Annotated in this window: 15 protein-coding genes; 4 read left to right on the top strand and 11 right to left on the bottom strand. The window is 45.7% G+C overall.

Translation table 11 applies throughout. The features are described 5' to 3' along the window. Positions 1–11: 11 nt before the first annotated feature. The 4 genes from ACPUEK_RS15625 to rnt form a co-directional block, all read right to left on the bottom strand. On the bottom strand, positions 12–275 hold the full coding sequence (locus tag ACPUEK_RS15625) for a YdcH family protein (RefSeq protein ID WP_067036566.1): 264 nt from the start codon (positions 273–275) through the stop codon (positions 12–14). 140 nt (positions 276–415) lie between these two features. Continuing rightward, positions 416–3,781 carry a DUF748 domain-containing protein gene (locus ACPUEK_RS15620; RefSeq protein ID WP_425641365.1) on the bottom strand — a complete coding sequence of 1,122 codons (3,366 nt, stop codon included), beginning with the start codon at positions 3,779–3,781 and terminating at the stop codon, positions 416–418. A gap of 152 nt (positions 3,782–3,933) precedes the next feature. After that, complete coding sequence (locus ACPUEK_RS15615; RefSeq protein ID WP_067036572.1) at positions 3,934–4,314, bottom strand: YbaN family protein; 381 nt, start codon at positions 4,312–4,314, stop codon at positions 3,934–3,936. A gap of 141 nt (positions 4,315–4,455) precedes the next feature. Next, positions 4,456–5,124 (bottom strand): ribonuclease T, encoded by a 669-nt coding sequence (gene rnt / locus ACPUEK_RS15610; protein ID WP_067036573.1) that lies wholly within the window; start codon positions 5,122–5,124, stop codon positions 4,456–4,458. 68 nt (positions 5,125–5,192) lie between these two features. Between rnt and ACPUEK_RS15605 the strand changes: the two genes are divergently transcribed. From ACPUEK_RS15605 to ACPUEK_RS15590, 4 genes are all read left to right on the top strand, one after another. Beyond that, complete coding sequence (locus ACPUEK_RS15605; protein ID WP_231872571.1) at positions 5,193–6,131, top strand: flagellar protein MotY; 939 nt, start codon at positions 5,193–5,195, stop codon at positions 6,129–6,131. 152 nt (positions 6,132–6,283) lie between these two features. Then, a complete protein-coding gene (locus tag ACPUEK_RS15600; protein ID WP_067036576.1) occupies positions 6,284–7,513 on the top strand; it encodes an argininosuccinate synthase in 1,230 nt (409 codons plus the stop codon). 165 nt (positions 7,514–7,678) lie between these two features. After that, a complete protein-coding gene (locus ACPUEK_RS15595) occupies positions 7,679–8,572 on the top strand; it encodes a ribokinase (RefSeq protein ID WP_425641364.1) in 894 nt (297 codons plus the stop codon). A gap of 25 nt (positions 8,573–8,597) precedes the next feature. Further along, the gene (locus tag ACPUEK_RS15590) at positions 8,598–9,545 is read left to right on the top strand and encodes a nucleoside hydrolase (RefSeq protein ID WP_425641363.1); all 948 of its coding nucleotides are present in this window, start codon (positions 8,598–8,600) and stop codon (positions 9,543–9,545) included. A gap of 42 nt (positions 9,546–9,587) precedes the next feature. Here the strand turns inward: ACPUEK_RS15590 and ACPUEK_RS15585 are convergent, their stop codons facing one another. The 7 genes from ACPUEK_RS15585 to rsxB form a co-directional block, all read right to left on the bottom strand. After that, positions 9,588–9,914: a hypothetical protein gene (locus tag ACPUEK_RS15585; RefSeq protein WP_067218292.1), complete on the bottom strand. Its 327-nt coding sequence runs from the start codon at positions 9,912–9,914 to the stop codon at positions 9,588–9,590. Between the two features lie 95 nt (positions 9,915–10,009). After that, entirely contained in the window at positions 10,010–10,645 is a 636-nt protein-coding gene (gene nth / locus ACPUEK_RS15580; RefSeq protein ID WP_425641362.1) for an endonuclease III, read from the bottom strand. A gap of 19 nt (positions 10,646–10,664) precedes the next feature. Next, positions 10,665–11,420: an electron transport complex subunit E gene (locus tag ACPUEK_RS15575; RefSeq protein WP_082866158.1), complete on the bottom strand. Its 756-nt coding sequence runs from the start codon at positions 11,418–11,420 to the stop codon at positions 10,665–10,667. A gap of 8 nt (positions 11,421–11,428) precedes the next feature. Then, positions 11,429–12,046 (bottom strand): electron transport complex subunit RsxG, encoded by a 618-nt coding sequence (rsxG, locus tag ACPUEK_RS15570; protein ID WP_067218295.1) that lies wholly within the window; start codon positions 12,044–12,046, stop codon positions 11,429–11,431. Further along, entirely contained in the window at positions 12,046–13,104 is a 1,059-nt protein-coding gene (rsxD, locus tag ACPUEK_RS15565) for an electron transport complex subunit RsxD (protein WP_425641361.1), read from the bottom strand. Before rsxD ends, rsxG begins: the two co-directional genes overlap by 1 nt. Next, positions 13,105–15,909 carry an electron transport complex subunit RsxC gene (gene rsxC / locus ACPUEK_RS15560; protein WP_425641359.1) on the bottom strand — a complete coding sequence of 935 codons (2,805 nt, stop codon included), beginning with the start codon at positions 15,907–15,909 and terminating at the stop codon, positions 13,105–13,107. After that, positions 15,909–16,505 carry an electron transport complex subunit RsxB gene (rsxB, locus tag ACPUEK_RS15555; protein WP_067036598.1) on the bottom strand — a complete coding sequence of 199 codons (597 nt, stop codon included), beginning with the start codon at positions 16,503–16,505 and terminating at the stop codon, positions 15,909–15,911. The genes rsxC and rsxB overlap by 1 nt, the downstream gene beginning before the upstream one ends. Positions 16,506–16,511: the final 6 nt, after the last annotated feature.

Here is a 16,511-nt window from a genome sequence, read left to right as displayed (position 1 = left end):
CTAGTTAAACATTAGGCTTCAGTGATCTGCCCGTCTTTAGCCTTACGTAACATATCCGCTAAAGTATCTTTGAGCAGTAAACGGCGCTTTTTAAACTCTTCTTCTTCCAGTGTGCTAGCAAGCACAATTTCCTTTTCAATGTTTTCAATTTCATGAGTTAAGAAATGGTACTCTTCAAACAAACGACGGAAGTGCGCATCATTCAATTTTAGCTCGTGGATCTGTTCTTTAAACTCTGGTAACTCGTTTACTAAGCTGTGGTTTTCAATTGGCATTTTAAGTCTCCTTGTTTGTTCTCTTTGACTCTAGACTACGCTTCTTGACCACAAGGTAAATTGATTTTGATCAGTTCTTTGATGGTTGCTTGTTATTGTCGAGCTCTGTACAAATTTGTACAGAGCTTGCTCATTGTTCACTAAAAATTGAGTTCTACTCGAGGTTGACCTTTTTTACTGGAATCGATGTCTGGCGAGCAAAGAAAGATTCGAGACGACTTAATATCCGCGTCTACTAAATAAGCTTTTAGGCTCTCGGCTCGTTTATTGGCAAGCTTCAACAGTGCTTGCTGATCATCGTTGTCTAAAGTCTCAGGTGGTGTCTCTTCGTCCAAGTCCTTTGGTACGCCAAACCCACAGGCTCTTAGTTGTGCTCCATTTCGATCTTTCATGAGTGTGGCTAATTGATCTAAAAATGCTTGTTGTGACTCGTTAATATCACTGTCTCCATACTCAAACTTTAAGGGCTCGACACGTAATCTAAGCGCCTGCTCACCAGCAAATTGCACTAGGGTGATTACATTGGCATATGGAACAAAAGTTTGCATTAAATAGGAGCTAGAGGCTTTATACAGTCCTTGTCGTATGGGTAAAAGGAAAAAGTTTTGCCACTGGAAACTTGGATTGGAAATGTCACCACGCATTGGTAAGTCTAAGATAATGTTGTCATCACGATTTTTTAAGGTGTCCACAGCTAAGTTCAATGGAATCACGCCTACCTTGAGTACGGCGTTACTGCTTTTTTGACCACCTAAGTCAAATTGGCGTAACACAATGTGTGTATTACCATCCAGTTCACCTTCGGTCGCTTTTAAGTCTAGGTCCATATTTAACTGGCCTGAATTAATTCGGTAACCTAAAGCGTTCGCAACATAAGGGGAGACAGGGGGGAGTTCAATTTCTCGTATTTTTGCTTTGGCGGTCATTGTGAGGCGCTCAGCGGTTGGCACAATGGACACATCACTTTCTATTGTCGCGTAATTACCATTCTTAGCCTTTAATAAAATATGCGCCTTTTCACCTTGCGAGCGCGTATTTAGATTTTTTACGGTGAGTTGTTCAATATCTAACACACGACTTAAGGCAGGTGTGATGCCCTGATCTGAGAAGCTAAACTGCGAGTCAGCCGATACCTCTATAGTGTTGATAACCACATAAAAGGGCGTTTCGGCTTCTGTGCTATTTTTGCTGTTCGTTGCTTCGGCTTCAACAGGCTTGCTGTCGATGTTTGCTGTTTCATCTTTGGCTGGCTGCATCGAGCTTGGTAGTATCAAGTTTGCGACACCGCGAGATTCTGAAAGGGCGATACCTGCAATTAACTTGTCAATTTTTACACTGTCGACCTGAACACCTTGCGTTCGAAAGTCTACGTTATTAACTGATAATTTTTCAAACTTGCCAAGTGGTGGTAAGCCTGAGTTTTGCTTTGGTTCCGATGCGACGAAATTGTTGACGGTGATCGATTCGAGCATAGCCACTGGGCCATTCTTGTCAAAATCGATTTGTGAACTGCTGACTTGAATGTCTTTCCAGCTAAGCAAAGTGCCACCGTCAGGAAGCTTAGCGCTAAGCTTGCCTAAGGCTACTTGGCTATTATTGGCTTTCAGATCCGTCATTTGACCCTGATTTAACGAAACGGTTACGCCATCATTATTGATCTCTATCTTGTCCAGCAAGCTTTTCATTGTGTTGTTTTGATCCACTGAAAGATTGGCCACATTCAGTGAATTTTGTTTCGCATTTAGAGCGCTTTTGTAGGCAGATTGCTGCCACGAAACTTGGTTTTTAAAGCCAAAGGTATCGTATTTAAGGGTCGTTTCGGGCTGCGCGTTAGGTAAGTTGCGAAGCGTCGCATTTAACGTCTGTGAAGTAATAGCCGCGTCACTGATGACATTTAAGCTTTCATCAGATTGTTGGACCGAGGTGTTATTCAAATTAACAGCGAGTGAGCCTAGAGAGCCCGTGATGTCCTTGCTTGTAACGGTAGCTTGTTTAAGGTCGAGATCGGAACGGTCACTTTTTATGCTAATGCCTTTTTCTGATTGGCTTAATGCCATGTTCGCTAATTCGATGCCAAAGGAGGCCAGTTGAGCTTTTAAATCATTTTGTTCGAATGCAGCATCATCCATAGAAAGGTTAAAGGTTTGCAGTGCAGCGGTTTTACTGTCTTTAGCTAAACTTACTTTAACAGGCGCTGACAGTTGAAATGCCTTTAAATTAGCTTTGCCGTTGTCTGCTAATTGTCCAGAAAGGTTGTTTGTACTGAGGTCGATTGTTCCCGCGATATCCCCAGTAGCTTCAGGTAGCGACAGTTTCGCAAGTAAGCTGGAAAGATTGGCAGATGCTTGCGCCACATTGATTTGATTATCACCGCTTTTAGCACTCGCTTTTGTCAGTGTAAGTTGGGAGTCACCTTTTTCAATGTTTAAAGTGTTTCCCTTTTTAGTCGCCACCAAATCATTTGAGAACTCTACATTATCGGCTTGTAGAGACTGTTCGCCAGACGATAACGCTAAGCCAGTAAATGTAATTCCAGTATTCGCTGCAAGTTTAAGCTCTGATGCGCTTTGCATTTCAAGTGAAACGTCGGATAAATTGGTTTCAAGAGTTGCCCATGAGGCCTTCTGATCCTTGTCAGAGAAGCTAAACTGCTTAGTATCTAACGTGACCAGAGGTGACGTAAAAGATAGTTTTGGTGCGTTGTTAAAATAATAAGTAGCGTTAGTTTGGCCTTCTAGACTGACGTCAGAAGCGGAAAATAGGCCAATATTTTGAGGTAAAAAGTGATTGATATCAGAACTGGATAATTGAATGTTGCCAATATCAATGCTGGCGTCTACTTGTTCTTTATCTGCGGAGATGTCGCCTTCAATATTAGCGATACCATCGTTAATCGTTGCTTCTAAATTAAATACCCCGCGCCAATTAAACATATCGTGTGACACCTCACTAATGCTAAGGCTGGTAATGGCAAAACGATCATCACCCGCCAAGGTGTTTAGACGAATAGAGGTATCATTGATAGATGCGTTACGGATAAAAAATGTTGGCGCAATAGGGTTGTCTTCAGAGTCTTGGTTATTTTCTGGCTCTTCTGCTGGTGTACTTGCGTCGTTCGAGGCTGTAGGAATACCCGCTATAACCCAACCATTTTCAACTTGGTCTACATCCATGGAAAAACCGTCTATGGAGATATGGTTTACATTGAAAGCGCCAGTAAACAATGGCCAAAAGTCTAAGCCAATACTCAAGTGCTTAAGGGATAAAGTTTGTTGCTCTTTAACCGTGATCGCAACATCGCTAAGAGACAGTCCAATAGGGAAAAGGTCGGGATTGATTTCAGCCGCAGTTAGGTTGGCGTCATGTTGGGATAGGTATTTGTTAGCGGCCCATTTTGTGATCGATGGAATTAAGGCCCAAGTGCTACACAAGACAACCAATGTGGCCGTTGAGATGATTAAGGTCTTCTTCTGCCATGGTTTCATGAAGGTAAACAAGTTAGTCATGAGTACTCCTTACTGATTGACTTGTGTATAGGGCTAGCCTATCTGAACGATTCTACTGGCATGCGTATCTGATCGTAAGTCTAATATTTAGCAAGCAATGATGAATTGTCGAACAATACTCAGATAGCCAAACAATTATAGGCTGTTTGACGTCATTGTGGAGGTGTCTCTTTGCGTAATGGCATGCGCAATAAGTGAATGCTGACAGCTAAACCTATGACACATAGACCAATGGTGGCCCAGAATCGCCAGACAATGAACATAGATAGGGTCATACCTGCCCACATAAAAATGAGTGCTCGATTGCGGGCTTTTTTAGGGATTCCTTGGTCTGATTGCCAGTCCGAGACAATCGGACCAAAATATTTGTGGTTGAGTAGCCATTCATGGAAGCGCTCAGATGACTTTGAGAAGCACCACGCAGCAAGTAACACTAAGGGCGTGGTTGGAAGCAAGGGTAAAAAGATTCCAACAATGCCTGTAATGAGAGACATCCACCCAAAGATTAATAATGCAATTCGCTTACCCGTCATACGAAAGTTCTATCTTAATGTAGATGGCTCAGCATCAACTGGTTGAAAAATACGGCTCTGTACCGCCATGACACGCAAGATTCTGTTCAAATACTGGCTTTAGGGCCGGTATTTGAACGTCTATGGTGAGTAGTGTACGGGCTAGTTAGCTGCACCGAATAACGACTCCATCGTATCTCCTTCACTGTCAGCGACAAGGCTCCAGCCTCCTAATCGTTTCCAGCGATTGACGATCTCACAGAAAAGCTCTGCAGTTTTTTCTGTGTCATAGGCAGCAGAGTGGGCTTCAGAGTTACTGAATTCAATGCCTGCTACTTGACATGCTTTGGCCAAAACGGTTTGGCCAAAGGCTAAACCAGAAAGTGACGCAGTATCAAAGCTTGAGAAGGGGTGAAATGGGTTACGCTTGATCTCGTTGCGGTCAATGGCCGCATTTAAGAAGCCATGATCAAAAGCAGAATTATGTCCCACTAGAATCGCACGTTTACAACCTGTCGATTTCAGTTCTTTTCGAACATTTGAGAACATTTGGCTTAACGCTTCTTTTTCAGCAAGATCATCACGATCAGGGGCAAAAGGATCGATCCCAGTGAATTCTAAAGCCTCTTTTTCAAGGTTAGCGCCTTCAAAGGGTTTAATGTGAAATGACATGGTTTCATAGATATAAAGCTCGCCATTTTCATCCATTCTCAGGATGCTGGCAGCCAATTCTAGGAGGGCGTCTGTTTTTGCATTAAAGCCAGCCGTTTCGACGTCGATAACAATAGGTAGGAAGCCGCGGAATCGATCTTTGATTTCGTGATTAGACAAAAGAGAATCCTTAATTCTGCCGTATGCTCAGAAAATTAATGAGTAGTTGGCGGAAGATGATAACATACATGCTAAGTCTAGAACGAGAACTCTTAACCGTGATAGTGAAACCTTTAATCAAAACCATGCTTTTATTGGCCAGCGCTTTAGCGGCTATGAACAGTCATGCGTTGACTCGATATGAATCTGATATAGAAGAGTCAAGATGGTCCCTGTCCGGTGATATTTTTGAATGTACTTTGGCTCACCCCATTCCACACTTTGGAATTGGTGAGTTTATAAAAGAAGCTGGCGAACCAATGAAGTTTGTTTTGCATCCGCAAAATGAAAAAATTGGGCCAGGACAAGTGTATATTATTTCTCAAGCGCCAAGTTGGATACCGGGAATATCGCCTGAGACGCTGGAGATCATGCCTTATCCAGGCTATGGATTGACCGTTGAAGTGGGTGGTAAAGTCGCCGAGCAAATGTTGACGTCTCTTGATCGAGGTCGTCACCCTGTTGTAACAGGTTCTGCTTGGGAGAATGGACGTGAAAGTGTTGAAGTGGCACTTAGCAACATTAATTTTAACCCTGCCTACGATGAATTTCGGCGCTGCATGGCTAGCTTATTGCCAGTTAATTTTGAGCAAATCGCACGTACCGCCGCGTTATTCCCAACGAACGGCGTAGAGTTAACGGATCGAATTAAGCGTCGACTGGATTTGGTCGCGTTATATGTCGATGCAGACCCCACCATTGAATACATCTATATAGATGGTCATACCGACATTATTGGTTCGCGCCGAGACAATCGCGAATTGTCTAAAGAGCGTGCAGAAAGGGTGACCGAGTACCTACTTAAAAAAGGCATCGCACCTGAAAAAATTGTGTCCCGTTATCATGGTGAGCGCTACCCCGCGGCGGATAACCGTAAGAACGATGGACGTGAGCGAAACCGTCGTGTGACCATTCGTTTAGAGCGTTCAAGCAATAATGCGCAGTCACTATCAGAACCAAGCCCATAAAGACTAAGGTTTAGCGCAACTATCCTTTCTATTTTCAGGAACGCCTCTTGCTAAGCAAGGGGCGAAATTTTACACTTACCGCCTATTTTATTTTAACTGCGCGCAGTCCGTTTCAGAGGCTGTGCTGAGTCTCGTTGAGGAGAAGGAATATAATGTCTGACGTGAAGAAGGTAGTGCTAGCCTACTCTGGCGGCCTAGACACTTCAGTAATCGTGAAGTGGCTTCAAGAAGAGTATCAGTGTGAAGTGGTAACTTTTACCGCTGACTTGGGTCAGGGCGAAGAAGTAGAGCCAGCTCGCGCGAAAGCTCAAGCGTTGGGCGTTAAAGAAATCTACATCGAAGACCTTCGCGAAGAATTCGTACGTGATTTCGTATTCCCAATGTTCCGTGCGAACACAGTATACGAAGGTGAGTATCTTCTAGGTACGTCTATCGCTCGTCCACTTATCGCTAAGCGTTTGATTGAAATTGCTAACGAAACAGGTGCGGATGCGATTTCTCACGGCGCAACAGGTAAAGGCAACGACCAAGTACGTTTCGAGCTAGGTGCTTACGCGCTTAAGCCAGGCGTTCAAGTGATTGCACCATGGCGTGAATGGGACCTAACGTCTCGTGAAACGCTTATGGCTTACTGTAAAGAACATGATATCCCAGTAGATTTCTCTAATGCTAAGAAGAAATCACCATACTCAATGGATGCTAACCTTCTGCACATCTCATACGAAGGTGATTTACTAGAAGATCCATGGGTAGGTGCTGAAGAAGATATGTGGCGTTGGTCTGTATCGCCAGAGCAAGCACCAGATGAAGCAACGATCATCGAGCTTGGCTTTGAAAAAGGTGATGCAGTTTCTATCAACGGTGAAGCAATGTCTCCAGCGACGATCCTTGAAACACTAAACAAAGTTGGTGGCGCGAACGGTATCGGTCGTGACGACCTAGTTGAAAACCGTTTCGTAGGTATGAAGTCGCGTGGTTGTTACGAAACACCAGGTGGTACCATCCTTCTGAAAGCACACCGTGCGATGGAATCTATCACGCTAGACCGTGAAGCGGCTCACCTAAAAGATGAGATCATGCCGAAATACGCGAAAGTGATTTACAACGGCTTCTGGTGGTCTGAAGAGCGTCGTATGCTGCAAGCACTGATTGACGCTTCTCAAGAATTCGTAACGGGTACCGTGCGTTTGAAACTGTATAAAGGTAACGTGATTGTTGAAGGTCGTGAATCTCCATACAGCCTATTCGACAGCACCATTGCAACGTTTGAAGACGATGCAGGTGCCTACGATCAAAAAGATGCAGCGGGCTTTATCAAGCTAAATGCTTTGCGCATGCGTATTGCAGCGCAAAAAGGTCGTACATTCCTAGACCGTAAGTAATAATCTATTGCGTGATTAGCGCTGTGCTAGTCATCAGATAATAAAAACGCCCACCTTGTAAAAGATGGGCGTTTTTTTATGCCATAAAGTCAGCTATTTTAATCGCAGTGAAAAAATGTTTTGATTGACCGTTTGGTTAAAAAATTAAATTCATGTAGGTGTTGTATGACCGTATTTAATGTCGGCTCAATAAATGTTGACCATCTCTATCAGGTTGACCATTTTGTTCGTCCAGGTGAAACCATGGGCTCGTCCAGTTATCAGCAATTACTGGGAGGTAAGGGCGCTAATCAATCGGTTGCTCTCGCCAAAGCGGGCGCGAAGGTTAAACATGTCGGAGCGATTTGCCGCAGTGATACTCACATTATTGAGCAGCTACAAAGCTATGGTGTTGATACAGAATGGGTCGCTAAGGTAGAAGAAACCACAGGCCATGCGATCATTCAGCTTACAGGTGAAGCTGAGAACGCTATCATCCTGCATGCGGGGGCCAACCATACGCTGACAAGTCGCCAAATAAAGAGTGTGCTCGACAATCTACAGCAAGGCGATTGGGTGTTGTTGCAAAATGAGACCAATCTCGTAGCGGAGGCGCTGCAAGCAGCTCAAGAGGCAGGCGCTAAGGTTGCGTTTAATCCTGCACCGATGGACGCTGAATTGACGCGTAAGGTATTACCTTATCTTGACCTGTTAATCGTTAACGAAGTTGAGGCCATGGACTTAGCACAAGTGGATACGATTGAAGCGGCGGCTGAGAAACTGCCTAAGGATTACCCAGATATCGCGGTCATGATGACGCTGGGCAAAGAGGGCGTGCGTTATTTCTCGGCGCAAGAAGACATTCAAGTACCTGCTTTTGTGGTGTCAGCAAAAGATACTACTGCGGCAGGAGATACGTTTATAGGCTTCTGCTTGGCGGAGTTGAGCCAAGGGACACCAATGCAACAAGCGATGACGAAAGCATGTGCCGCCTCAGCCATTTGTGTGACGCGTATGGGAGCGGCACCCTCCATTCCCACGATGAATCAAGTAAACGACTTTTTAGCTCAACATAATTAGAACCAGAACACATAAGAGTGAACCTATGACACGTAAAATTATTATTGATACGGACCCTGGCATTGATGATGCAATGGCCATATTTTTTGCTTTTCAAGCAAAAGAGCTTGATGTGCTGGGTCTAACAACCACTTATGGCAACGTCCCTGTCGATATTGCGACAAAAAATGCCCTGATACTCACCGAGATTGCTGGTGTTGACGTGCCGGTTGTCGGTGGTGTCTCTATTCCTTCAGTCATCGCATCGCGTCCGTTCCCTGACTTTGTTCACGGTGCTGATGGCTTTGGTAATATTGATTATCCGGCACCAACGAAAACAGCTTCGGATCAAACAGCCGCCGAGTTTATTGTTGAACAGGTGCGTAAGTACCCTGGTGAAGTCACAATTGTTGCCTTAGCGCCGTTAGGTAACCTTGCTAAAGCGCTAGAGCTGGATCCAGAGATCGCTAACTTAGTTGATGAAGTGGTGTTGATGGGCGGCACGGCGGTTGAGTATGGCAACGTGTCACCTGTGGCAGAAGCGAACATCATCAACGACCCTCATGCAGCGGATAAAGTGTTTACGGCTCCTTGGCAAGTGACCATGGTGGGACTGGATGTGACTCATCAAGTATTGCTAGACAATACTATTCTAGAGCGAATCAAAGCCCAGAACCCAGAGCTGGGTAATTTCCTTTACGACTGCGCTCAATTTTATATTAAGTTTTACAGTGACCGTTTTGGTGTGGAAGGCTGCTATTTCCATGATGCATCAACCATTGCCTATCTATTAGACCCAAGCATCTTTGGTATTGAGTTGGGTGCCATTCGTGTAGCGTGTGAAGGTATTGCGTTAGGGCAGACCATCTTTGCACCACAAGGCATGGAATATCCAGAACCACATTGGGATGGTGTCCCGATGACTCAAGTTTGCATGGAAGTGGATGGCGAACGTATGTTGAAGTTGTTTGAAGACGTGATGGTCGCAGCTTAACGCAAGGTATACGAACTTATAAAGGCGCCTCGGCGCCTTTTTTTAGCTGTGCGCTTTTACAAATGTGTCGATAAAGGCGCGCTCTTTCTCTGCAATGGAGTGAAACTGCATTTGAATATAGTGTTTATCGTGCTCGTTTAAAATATCTGCTGAGGGGATGCAGATCGCTTTGATGGTTGCTTGCTTACCTTCGTGTATCGCATTCAGCTCTAGTTTTACTTTTTTTGAGCCCATCAGGCCAAATGGGGATTCTACTTCCACTAAGTTATGTGAGATGTGCGTACAGTGAATGGCAGTGCTCTTACCATTGGTAAGGTAAAGCGTGCCTGTCCAGAAGCAGCGAACATAAGGTGAGGAGTGTTTAGTCACAGCATTATCCGTTAGAGTCAGAAATTACATCACGCGACATTATAGTGGTTTCTAGCGGGTATCACAGCGAAATTTTAGATCCACTTGATTTGAGCCTAGGAAGACGTTTTCTCTTTAAATTCGCAGAGGTCTTCAATGATGCAGGCATCACACTTTGGCTTTCTTGCGGTGCAGATATAACGCCCATGTAAAATGAGCCAGTGATGAGCATCGAGTAGAAATTCTTTTGGTAAAAAGCGAATCAGTTTGTCTTCCACTTCTAATACGTTTTTACCGGGTGCAATTTTAGTGCGATTTGAAACACGAAAAATATGTGTATCTACAGCCATGGCGACTTGGCGAAATGCCGTATTCAGCACGACGTTAGCGGTTTTGCGGCCGACGCCGGGTAACGCTTCTAACTCAGCACGAGTTTGTGGCACCTCACTGTTATGTTTCTCAATCAACATTTGACAGGTCTTGATTGCATTCTCTGCTTTGGCATTAAACAAACCAATGGTTTTAATGTATTGCTTAAGGCCATCAACGCCCAGTGCGTACATGCTCTCTGGCGTATTCGCGACAGGGAAAAGTTTGCGTGTGGCTTTATTAACACTCACATCCGTCGCTTGAGCAGACAACAACACGGCTATCAATAGTTCAAAAGGGGAGTCGTATTCAAGTTCAGTCACTGGATTGGGATTTTCGGCACGTAATCGTGTAAAAATCTCATGTCGCTTGGCTTTGTTCACAATCCCCTCCTAGACCTGACTAATCGGTAACACGTACGCGACGAGAGACTTTTTCTTGGCCTTCTTGTGCCTTGGCAACGCGTTGTTTTTCTTTCTCGTCATAGTAGTTCTTTATGGCGATTAGAAGACCTAGGCCAATAAAGGCACCTGGCGGCAAGATGGCGAATAGAACATTTGGGTAATCGCTGAAAAACGTAATCTTCCAACCTAATGCTATGTCACCAAACAATAAGTGCATATCGCTAAATAAGGTCGCTTGGCCGATTAGCTCACGCATACCGCCTAAGACAACCAACACAAACATAAAGCCAAGCCCCATCATTAAGCCATCTACCGCGGAAGGTAACACTGGGTTACGGCTCGCAAATGCATCGGCACGACCAAGAATGGCACAGTTAGTCACGATCAAAGGAATAAAAATGCCAAGAATTTGGTACAGCTCGTAGGTATAAGCCTGCATGATTAGCTCAATACAAGTGGTAAACGAGGCAATGATCATCACGAAGGCAGGTAAACGAACCGCTTCAGAGACGTAGTTACGGATCAATGAAACGGCAATGTTTGAACCCAGTAACACCACAATAGTCGCTAAGCCAAGGCCGATGGCGTTAACAACCGTACTGGTCACTGCTAGAAGCGGACATAAACCCAGTAATTGGACTAGGGCTGGGTTGTTTTTCCAGAGGCCGTTATACAAGATTTCTTGATAATCAGGCCCCGCTGGCGCGGGATTTTCCACGGGTGTATCAGGTGCAAGTGTGTCTTGAGCGCTCATAGCAAATCCTAACGCGACAACAGCGCGTCTTGGTTCTCGTTAAAATAAAGTAATGTATTCTTAACCGCGCGCACAACAGCGCGTGGAGTGATGGTTGCGCCGGTAAACTGGTCGAACGTACCACCGTCTTTCTTGACATTCCACTGCTTCAAAGGTGTGTTCTCAAGGGATTTTCCAGCGAAGGATAAGATCCATTGAGACTTCTGTAAATCCACTTTGTCGCCCAGTCCTGGTGTTTCTTTATGGCTGATCACACGTGATCCCGTAACGACGCCATTTCGATCGATCGCGACCAAGAGATCTAAGTTCCCGTTGTAACCACCAGGTGCGATCGTTTCAAAGATAATGGCGGTCACTTGTCCATCTTTACGAGCAATGAAGGCTGGCACCGGTTCAGATGAACCTAATAACGGATCAGCAGGTAATAGCACTTGTGCTTCGGCAAGGTTATTGTCGTAGCGGTCTGCAGGCAAAATTTCATTAAACGCAGACAGTTGTGCTTGAACAATATTATCTTCAATCGTGTGCTCGGTTAGCTGATGTGTTAATGCAATCAGACCTGCCGTTAATACCGCAAAAAGACCTAAGCCAACACTGTTTTGGCGAATTGAGGTAAAGATGTTCATTATTTTTCACCTCCAATCGTTAGGCCTTTTTTGGCTTTTTTATGACCGTAAGCACGTGGTTGAGTAAAGTAATCGATCAGTGGCGCCGCAAAGTTCATCAACAATACTGCAAACGCAACACCGTCTGGGTAGCCGCCCCATGTGCGAATCACATAAATCAAGATACCGATGCCTAAACCGTATACCAATTTACCGCGGTTACTGGTGCAAGAGCTAACAGGGTCTGTGGCGATAAAGAAAGCGCCAAGCATCACTGCACCAGACGTTAGATGGAAAATCGTCGAGGCCGCATTGTCGGGATCGAGTCCATAGAAAACATTGGCCATCAAGCCCAGTCCAGCGATCATTGCAACGGGCGTGTGCCAAGTAATAATACGTAGCCAGATCAATAGCAAGCCGCCGGCTAAGTAGGCTAAGTTGACGTACATCCAACTCACTAGGTTTGCAGATTGCAAGCCGGCAATAGAGGCGTAGGCTTCGGAGCTCATCAGGCCATCTTTATGCTTAAAAGCGTCCAGAGGCGTTGCCATCGTGTATGAATCAATGGTTGGTAAGCTACCAAAAATAGCCGCTAAGCTATCGCTAAAGCTTGGTACAGCGCCAGCTTGAATAATCTCAGAAGCGCCAATCCACTGTGTCATCGGAACAGGGAAGGAGACCAGACAAATCGCGTAGCCCACCATGGCTGGATTGAATGGGTTGTTGCCCAAACCACCGTAAACTTGTTTCGCGAATATCACCGAGAATGACACCGCAGTCACGGTTAACCACCAAGGTACGGTAGGCGGAAGCGCCAGAGCTAAGAGGACAGCGGTTAATAACGCACTGCAATCACTTAGAGAGAAGCCGATTGGGCGATTGCGCAGTTTCAAAATAAAGGCTTCGCTGAGTAATGCCGTCAAGCAGGCAATAACAAGGTTAATCAAAGTACCGTAGCCAAATAGATACGTCTGTGTGATTAAGCCCGGTACGGTAGCCAATATCACCATTTGCATGACCCAAGATGTGCGACGGCCTGCTCGGTGAGTATGGGGTGATGTAATACGCAATAATGACATTTAGCGATTCTCTTGCGTGTTAGTTAATTGTTCGAGTTTAGCTTCTTCGTCTTGCTGTGTTTTTTCAGCAGCCGCTAACTCCTGTTGCAATGATTCAACCTCAGGGTCTGCTGCCAGCAGTCGCTTTAGTTTATTAACCTGTGCTTTGGCGAGTGCCGCGGCCACTTTTTGTTTCTTCAGGCGTTCTTTGAACTCAGCGCTTTGCTCGTTTGCTTGGGCTTCGGGTTGTGCGCTCGCAGTGCCATTCTGAAGGGCTTGCTCCAGCTCATCAGCATGAGCTTTGGCTTTTTCAACTTGTTGCTCAAGACTTGAGGTGTCTTCAGAGTTCAGTTCTTTGGCTTTTAAGAGCGCTTTTTCCGCTTTTTTGAGCGACGCTTTGGCAATCGCTGCATCAATTTTAAGCTTACGAGTCGCATCTTCGTCTGTGGCTTGAGCTTTACTTTTGGCAGGTTCGGCTGTCACAGGCACATCTAATGCGGCCAGTTGCGCCTCGGCGTCTTTGAGTGTTTTTTCAAATTCAACCGCTTTACCTTGAAGCTCACTGTTTTGCGGGTCTTCTGCTAATTGCTTTTGAATCTTTTTAAGTTTGGTGCTGGCCAACGCAACATCCACTTTGGCTTTTTTGTAGTCATCGGACATGGCTGGCTTTTTAGTCGGTGGTGTTTCAGATACCGGACTGTTATCGAGTGATGACAAACGAGCTTCAGCTTCTTTTAAGGCTTTTTCGAAATCGGCCGCTTTGGTTTTTAGCTCTTCGTTATCGGCATCCTCTGCAAGCTGCTTTTGGACTTTCTTCAGTTTAGTGCTCGCAAGCGCGACATCGACTTTGGCTTTCTTTGCCTCATCGCTAAGCACAGGTTTCGCTACTGTTGCCGGTTTTGTGTCGTTACCGCCTAGTTTTTCAAAGGCTTCTTGGGCGATTTTTAGATCTGCTGAAAAGCCTGAAACTTTGGCTTTAAGTTCGGCGTTATCTGGATCTTCTGCAAGTTGCTTCTCTGCCTTTTTCAATTTGGTGCTGGCGAGAGCGACATCAACTTTGGCTTTTTTAGCCTCATCACTCATTACAGGAGCCGTGGCTTTTTTAGTCGGTGCAGCAGGAGTACTGGCAACTTTCGTTTCCAGTTCACTAATGTCTTTTTTGGTTTCGTCTACTTGAGTTTGCAGTGCACTGATTTCTTCCATGTGCTCTTTTTCTTGTGCTTCAAGTAACGCCTTTTCTAATTTTTTCAGTTTCGCTTTGGTAATGGCTAAATCTATCTTCGCTTTTTTAGCTGCTTCGTCTACCGCGGGCGCAGTAGGCGTTGGTTTTTCTGGCGCTGGCTTAGCAGGCTTTTTCGCGGCAGGTTTTGCAGCAGAGGCACTCTGACGAGCCAAACGCTTGGCTTCTTTTTCAGCTGCTTCGGCTTCTTGACGCGCTTTACGTGCCTCAAAGCGTTGCTTCGCAATGTCTGACTTCACAGCGGCTTCGCGTGCTTCACGGATTTCCGATTTGCTGTGACGGTAGTACTGAACCAACGGAATGCTGCTAGGGCAGACGTAGGAACAAGCACCGCATTCAATACAGTCGAACAGATTGTAGTGTTCTGCTTTTTCATGTTCTTGGCTTTTCGCAAACCACAGCAGCTGTTGTGGCAACAGGCTAGCTGGACACGCTTGTTCACACATGCCGCATCGGATGCACGCTTGCTCAGGGGCTGGCTGAGGTAGCTCTTTTTTGGTTGCCGCCAAAACGCAGTTGGTGGTTTTGACAACAGGAACGTCACTGCTGTCTAGAGTAAAGCCCATCATCGGCCCCCCCATGACAAGGCGAGTGAGTTTTTTATCTTGTAAGTCCGCGTAGTCAAGCAAATGGCTGATCGGTGTGCCAAGCAAGACTTCTACGTTTTGCGGTGCTTTAAGCGCATCGCCTGTGAGCGTGGTTAAACGAGAAATAAGAGGGCGGCCATGCTTAATAGCTTCATAAACGGCCACACAGGTGCCAACGTTTTGACACAAAATGCCGATGTCGGCAGGGTATTGTCCACTCGGTACTTCTTTTTCAGTCAGCAATTGGATCAGTTGCTTTTCGCCACCAGAAGGATATTTGGTCGGTACAACCGCGACTTGAATAGAGCTTTGGCGCTCTTTTAAAAGCTTTTCTAAGGCGGCAATGGCCGTTGGCTTGTTGTCCTCAATACCGATAACAACATGTTTGGCTTCGACCAAATGTTGCAAAATCTCAATGCCAAGTATCAGCTCAAGCGTTTTCTCACGGATCAGCATGTCGTCCGCGGTAATGTAGGGTTCACACTCAGCGGCGTTAATAATGAAGTGGGTTAATGGGTGCTTGTGCGCACCTTGCAGCTTAACTTGAGTTGGAAAGCCAGCACCGCCCATGCCGATGATGCCTTTCTCTGCTAAAAAGGTAAGTACATCGGTTTTGCTAATGTCACGCCAGTTTTCAAGAGGCTCCAGCTCAATCCACTCATCCGCTTGGTCTGGCGTCAGAATGATACACATGTCGCTTAGCCCAGATGGATGGGCGACAGGTCGAGATTCAATCGCACTGATTTGACCTGAAGTAGGGGCGTGTAGAAAGCTCGATAAGAAGCCATTATTAATGGCAATCGCTTGGCCTTTTTGAACGCGATCGCCAACATTGATTAACGGGCGTGATGCTTGACCGATGTGTTGACCAAGAGGCAGAACAAGCTCACTTGGCAAGCTTGGTTTGCCTAACGGCAATGCCAGTGATTGCGCTTTATTTTCTGGTGGATGAATGCCACCATGAAATGCATATACGGGAGGATTAGACTGCTTAGCCATTAGTGAGTAACCTCCGTTTGACGATCTGAGGCAATGATTTGTGCAGGTGCGATGCCCACACCTTGTGGTTTTTCCCACGACCAAGTACGTGATGTCACGCCAACTTCAACCATATCAATACAATCTACAGGACAAGGCTCGACACATAGGTCACAGCCCGTACATTCATCTGAAATAACGGTGTGCATTTGTTTTGCCGCGCCCAGAATAGCGTCCACAGGACACGCCTGAATACATTTTGTGCAGCCAATACATTCGTCTTCACGAATAACAGCTACTTTCTTAATAGGCTCTTCTGCTTCACCGCCATCTAACGGTATTGCTTCCACATCGAGAAGATCGGCTAACGCCTGAACCGTCGCTTGGCCACCCGGAGGGCAACGGTTGATGGCTTCGCCATTAGAGATGGCTTCCGCATAAGGGCGGCAACCAGGATGACCACATTGGCCGCACTGAGTTTGTGGCAAAATGGCGTCGATTTGGTCAACAATCGGGTCCCCTTCCACATGGAAACGAACGTTGGCATAGCCAAGGATTGCACCAAACACGAGAGCAAGTGCAACTAGAATGCCGATGGCGAGTAATACAGTAAACATAAGCGG

It is taken from the genome of Marinomonas gallaica, from assembly GCF_049821165.1.
In the GTDB taxonomy this organism is placed as follows: domain Bacteria; phylum Pseudomonadota; class Gammaproteobacteria; order Pseudomonadales; family Marinomonadaceae; genus Marinomonas; species Marinomonas gallaica.
The sequence above is the reverse complement of the archived record's forward strand: the minus strand, read 5'-3'. Positions and strand labels throughout refer to the sequence as shown.

Excerpts from the sequence above, each read along its gene's own strand:
- ACPUEK_RS15620 (WP_425641365.1), bottom strand. The coding sequence starts at position 3,781 with ATGACTAACTTGTTTACCTTCATGAAACCATGGCAGAAGAAGACCTTA.
- ACPUEK_RS15575 (WP_082866158.1), bottom strand. The coding sequence starts at position 11,420 with ATGAGCGCTCAAGACACACTTGCACCTGATACACCCGTGGAAAATCCC.
- ACPUEK_RS15600 (WP_067036576.1), top strand. The coding sequence starts at position 6,284 with ATGTCTGACGTGAAGAAGGTAGTGCTAGCCTACTCTGGCGGCCTAGAC.
- ACPUEK_RS15625 (WP_067036566.1), bottom strand. The coding sequence starts at position 275 with ATGCCAATTGAAAACCACAGCTTAGTAAACGAGTTACCAGAGTTTAAA.
- rsxD (WP_425641361.1), bottom strand. The coding sequence starts at position 13,104 with ATGTCATTATTGCGTATTACATCACCCCATACTCACCGAGCAGGCCGT.
- ACPUEK_RS15615 (WP_067036572.1), bottom strand. The coding sequence starts at position 4,314 with ATGACGGGTAAGCGAATTGCATTATTAATCTTTGGGTGGATGTCTCTC.
- rsxG (WP_067218295.1), bottom strand. The coding sequence starts at position 12,046 with ATGAACATCTTTACCTCAATTCGCCAAAACAGTGTTGGCTTAGGTCTT.
- rsxC (WP_425641359.1), bottom strand. The coding sequence starts at position 15,909 with ATGGCTAAGCAGTCTAATCCTCCCGTATATGCATTTCATGGTGGCATT.
- ACPUEK_RS15605 (WP_231872571.1), top strand. The coding sequence starts at position 5,193 with ATGCTAAGTCTAGAACGAGAACTCTTAACCGTGATAGTGAAACCTTTA.
- ACPUEK_RS15590 (WP_425641363.1), top strand. The coding sequence starts at position 8,598 with ATGACACGTAAAATTATTATTGATACGGACCCTGGCATTGATGATGCA.
- ACPUEK_RS15595 (WP_425641364.1), top strand. The coding sequence starts at position 7,679 with ATGACCGTATTTAATGTCGGCTCAATAAATGTTGACCATCTCTATCAG.
- rsxB (WP_067036598.1), bottom strand. The coding sequence starts at position 16,505 with ATGTTTACTGTATTACTCGCCATCGGCATTCTAGTTGCACTTGCTCTC.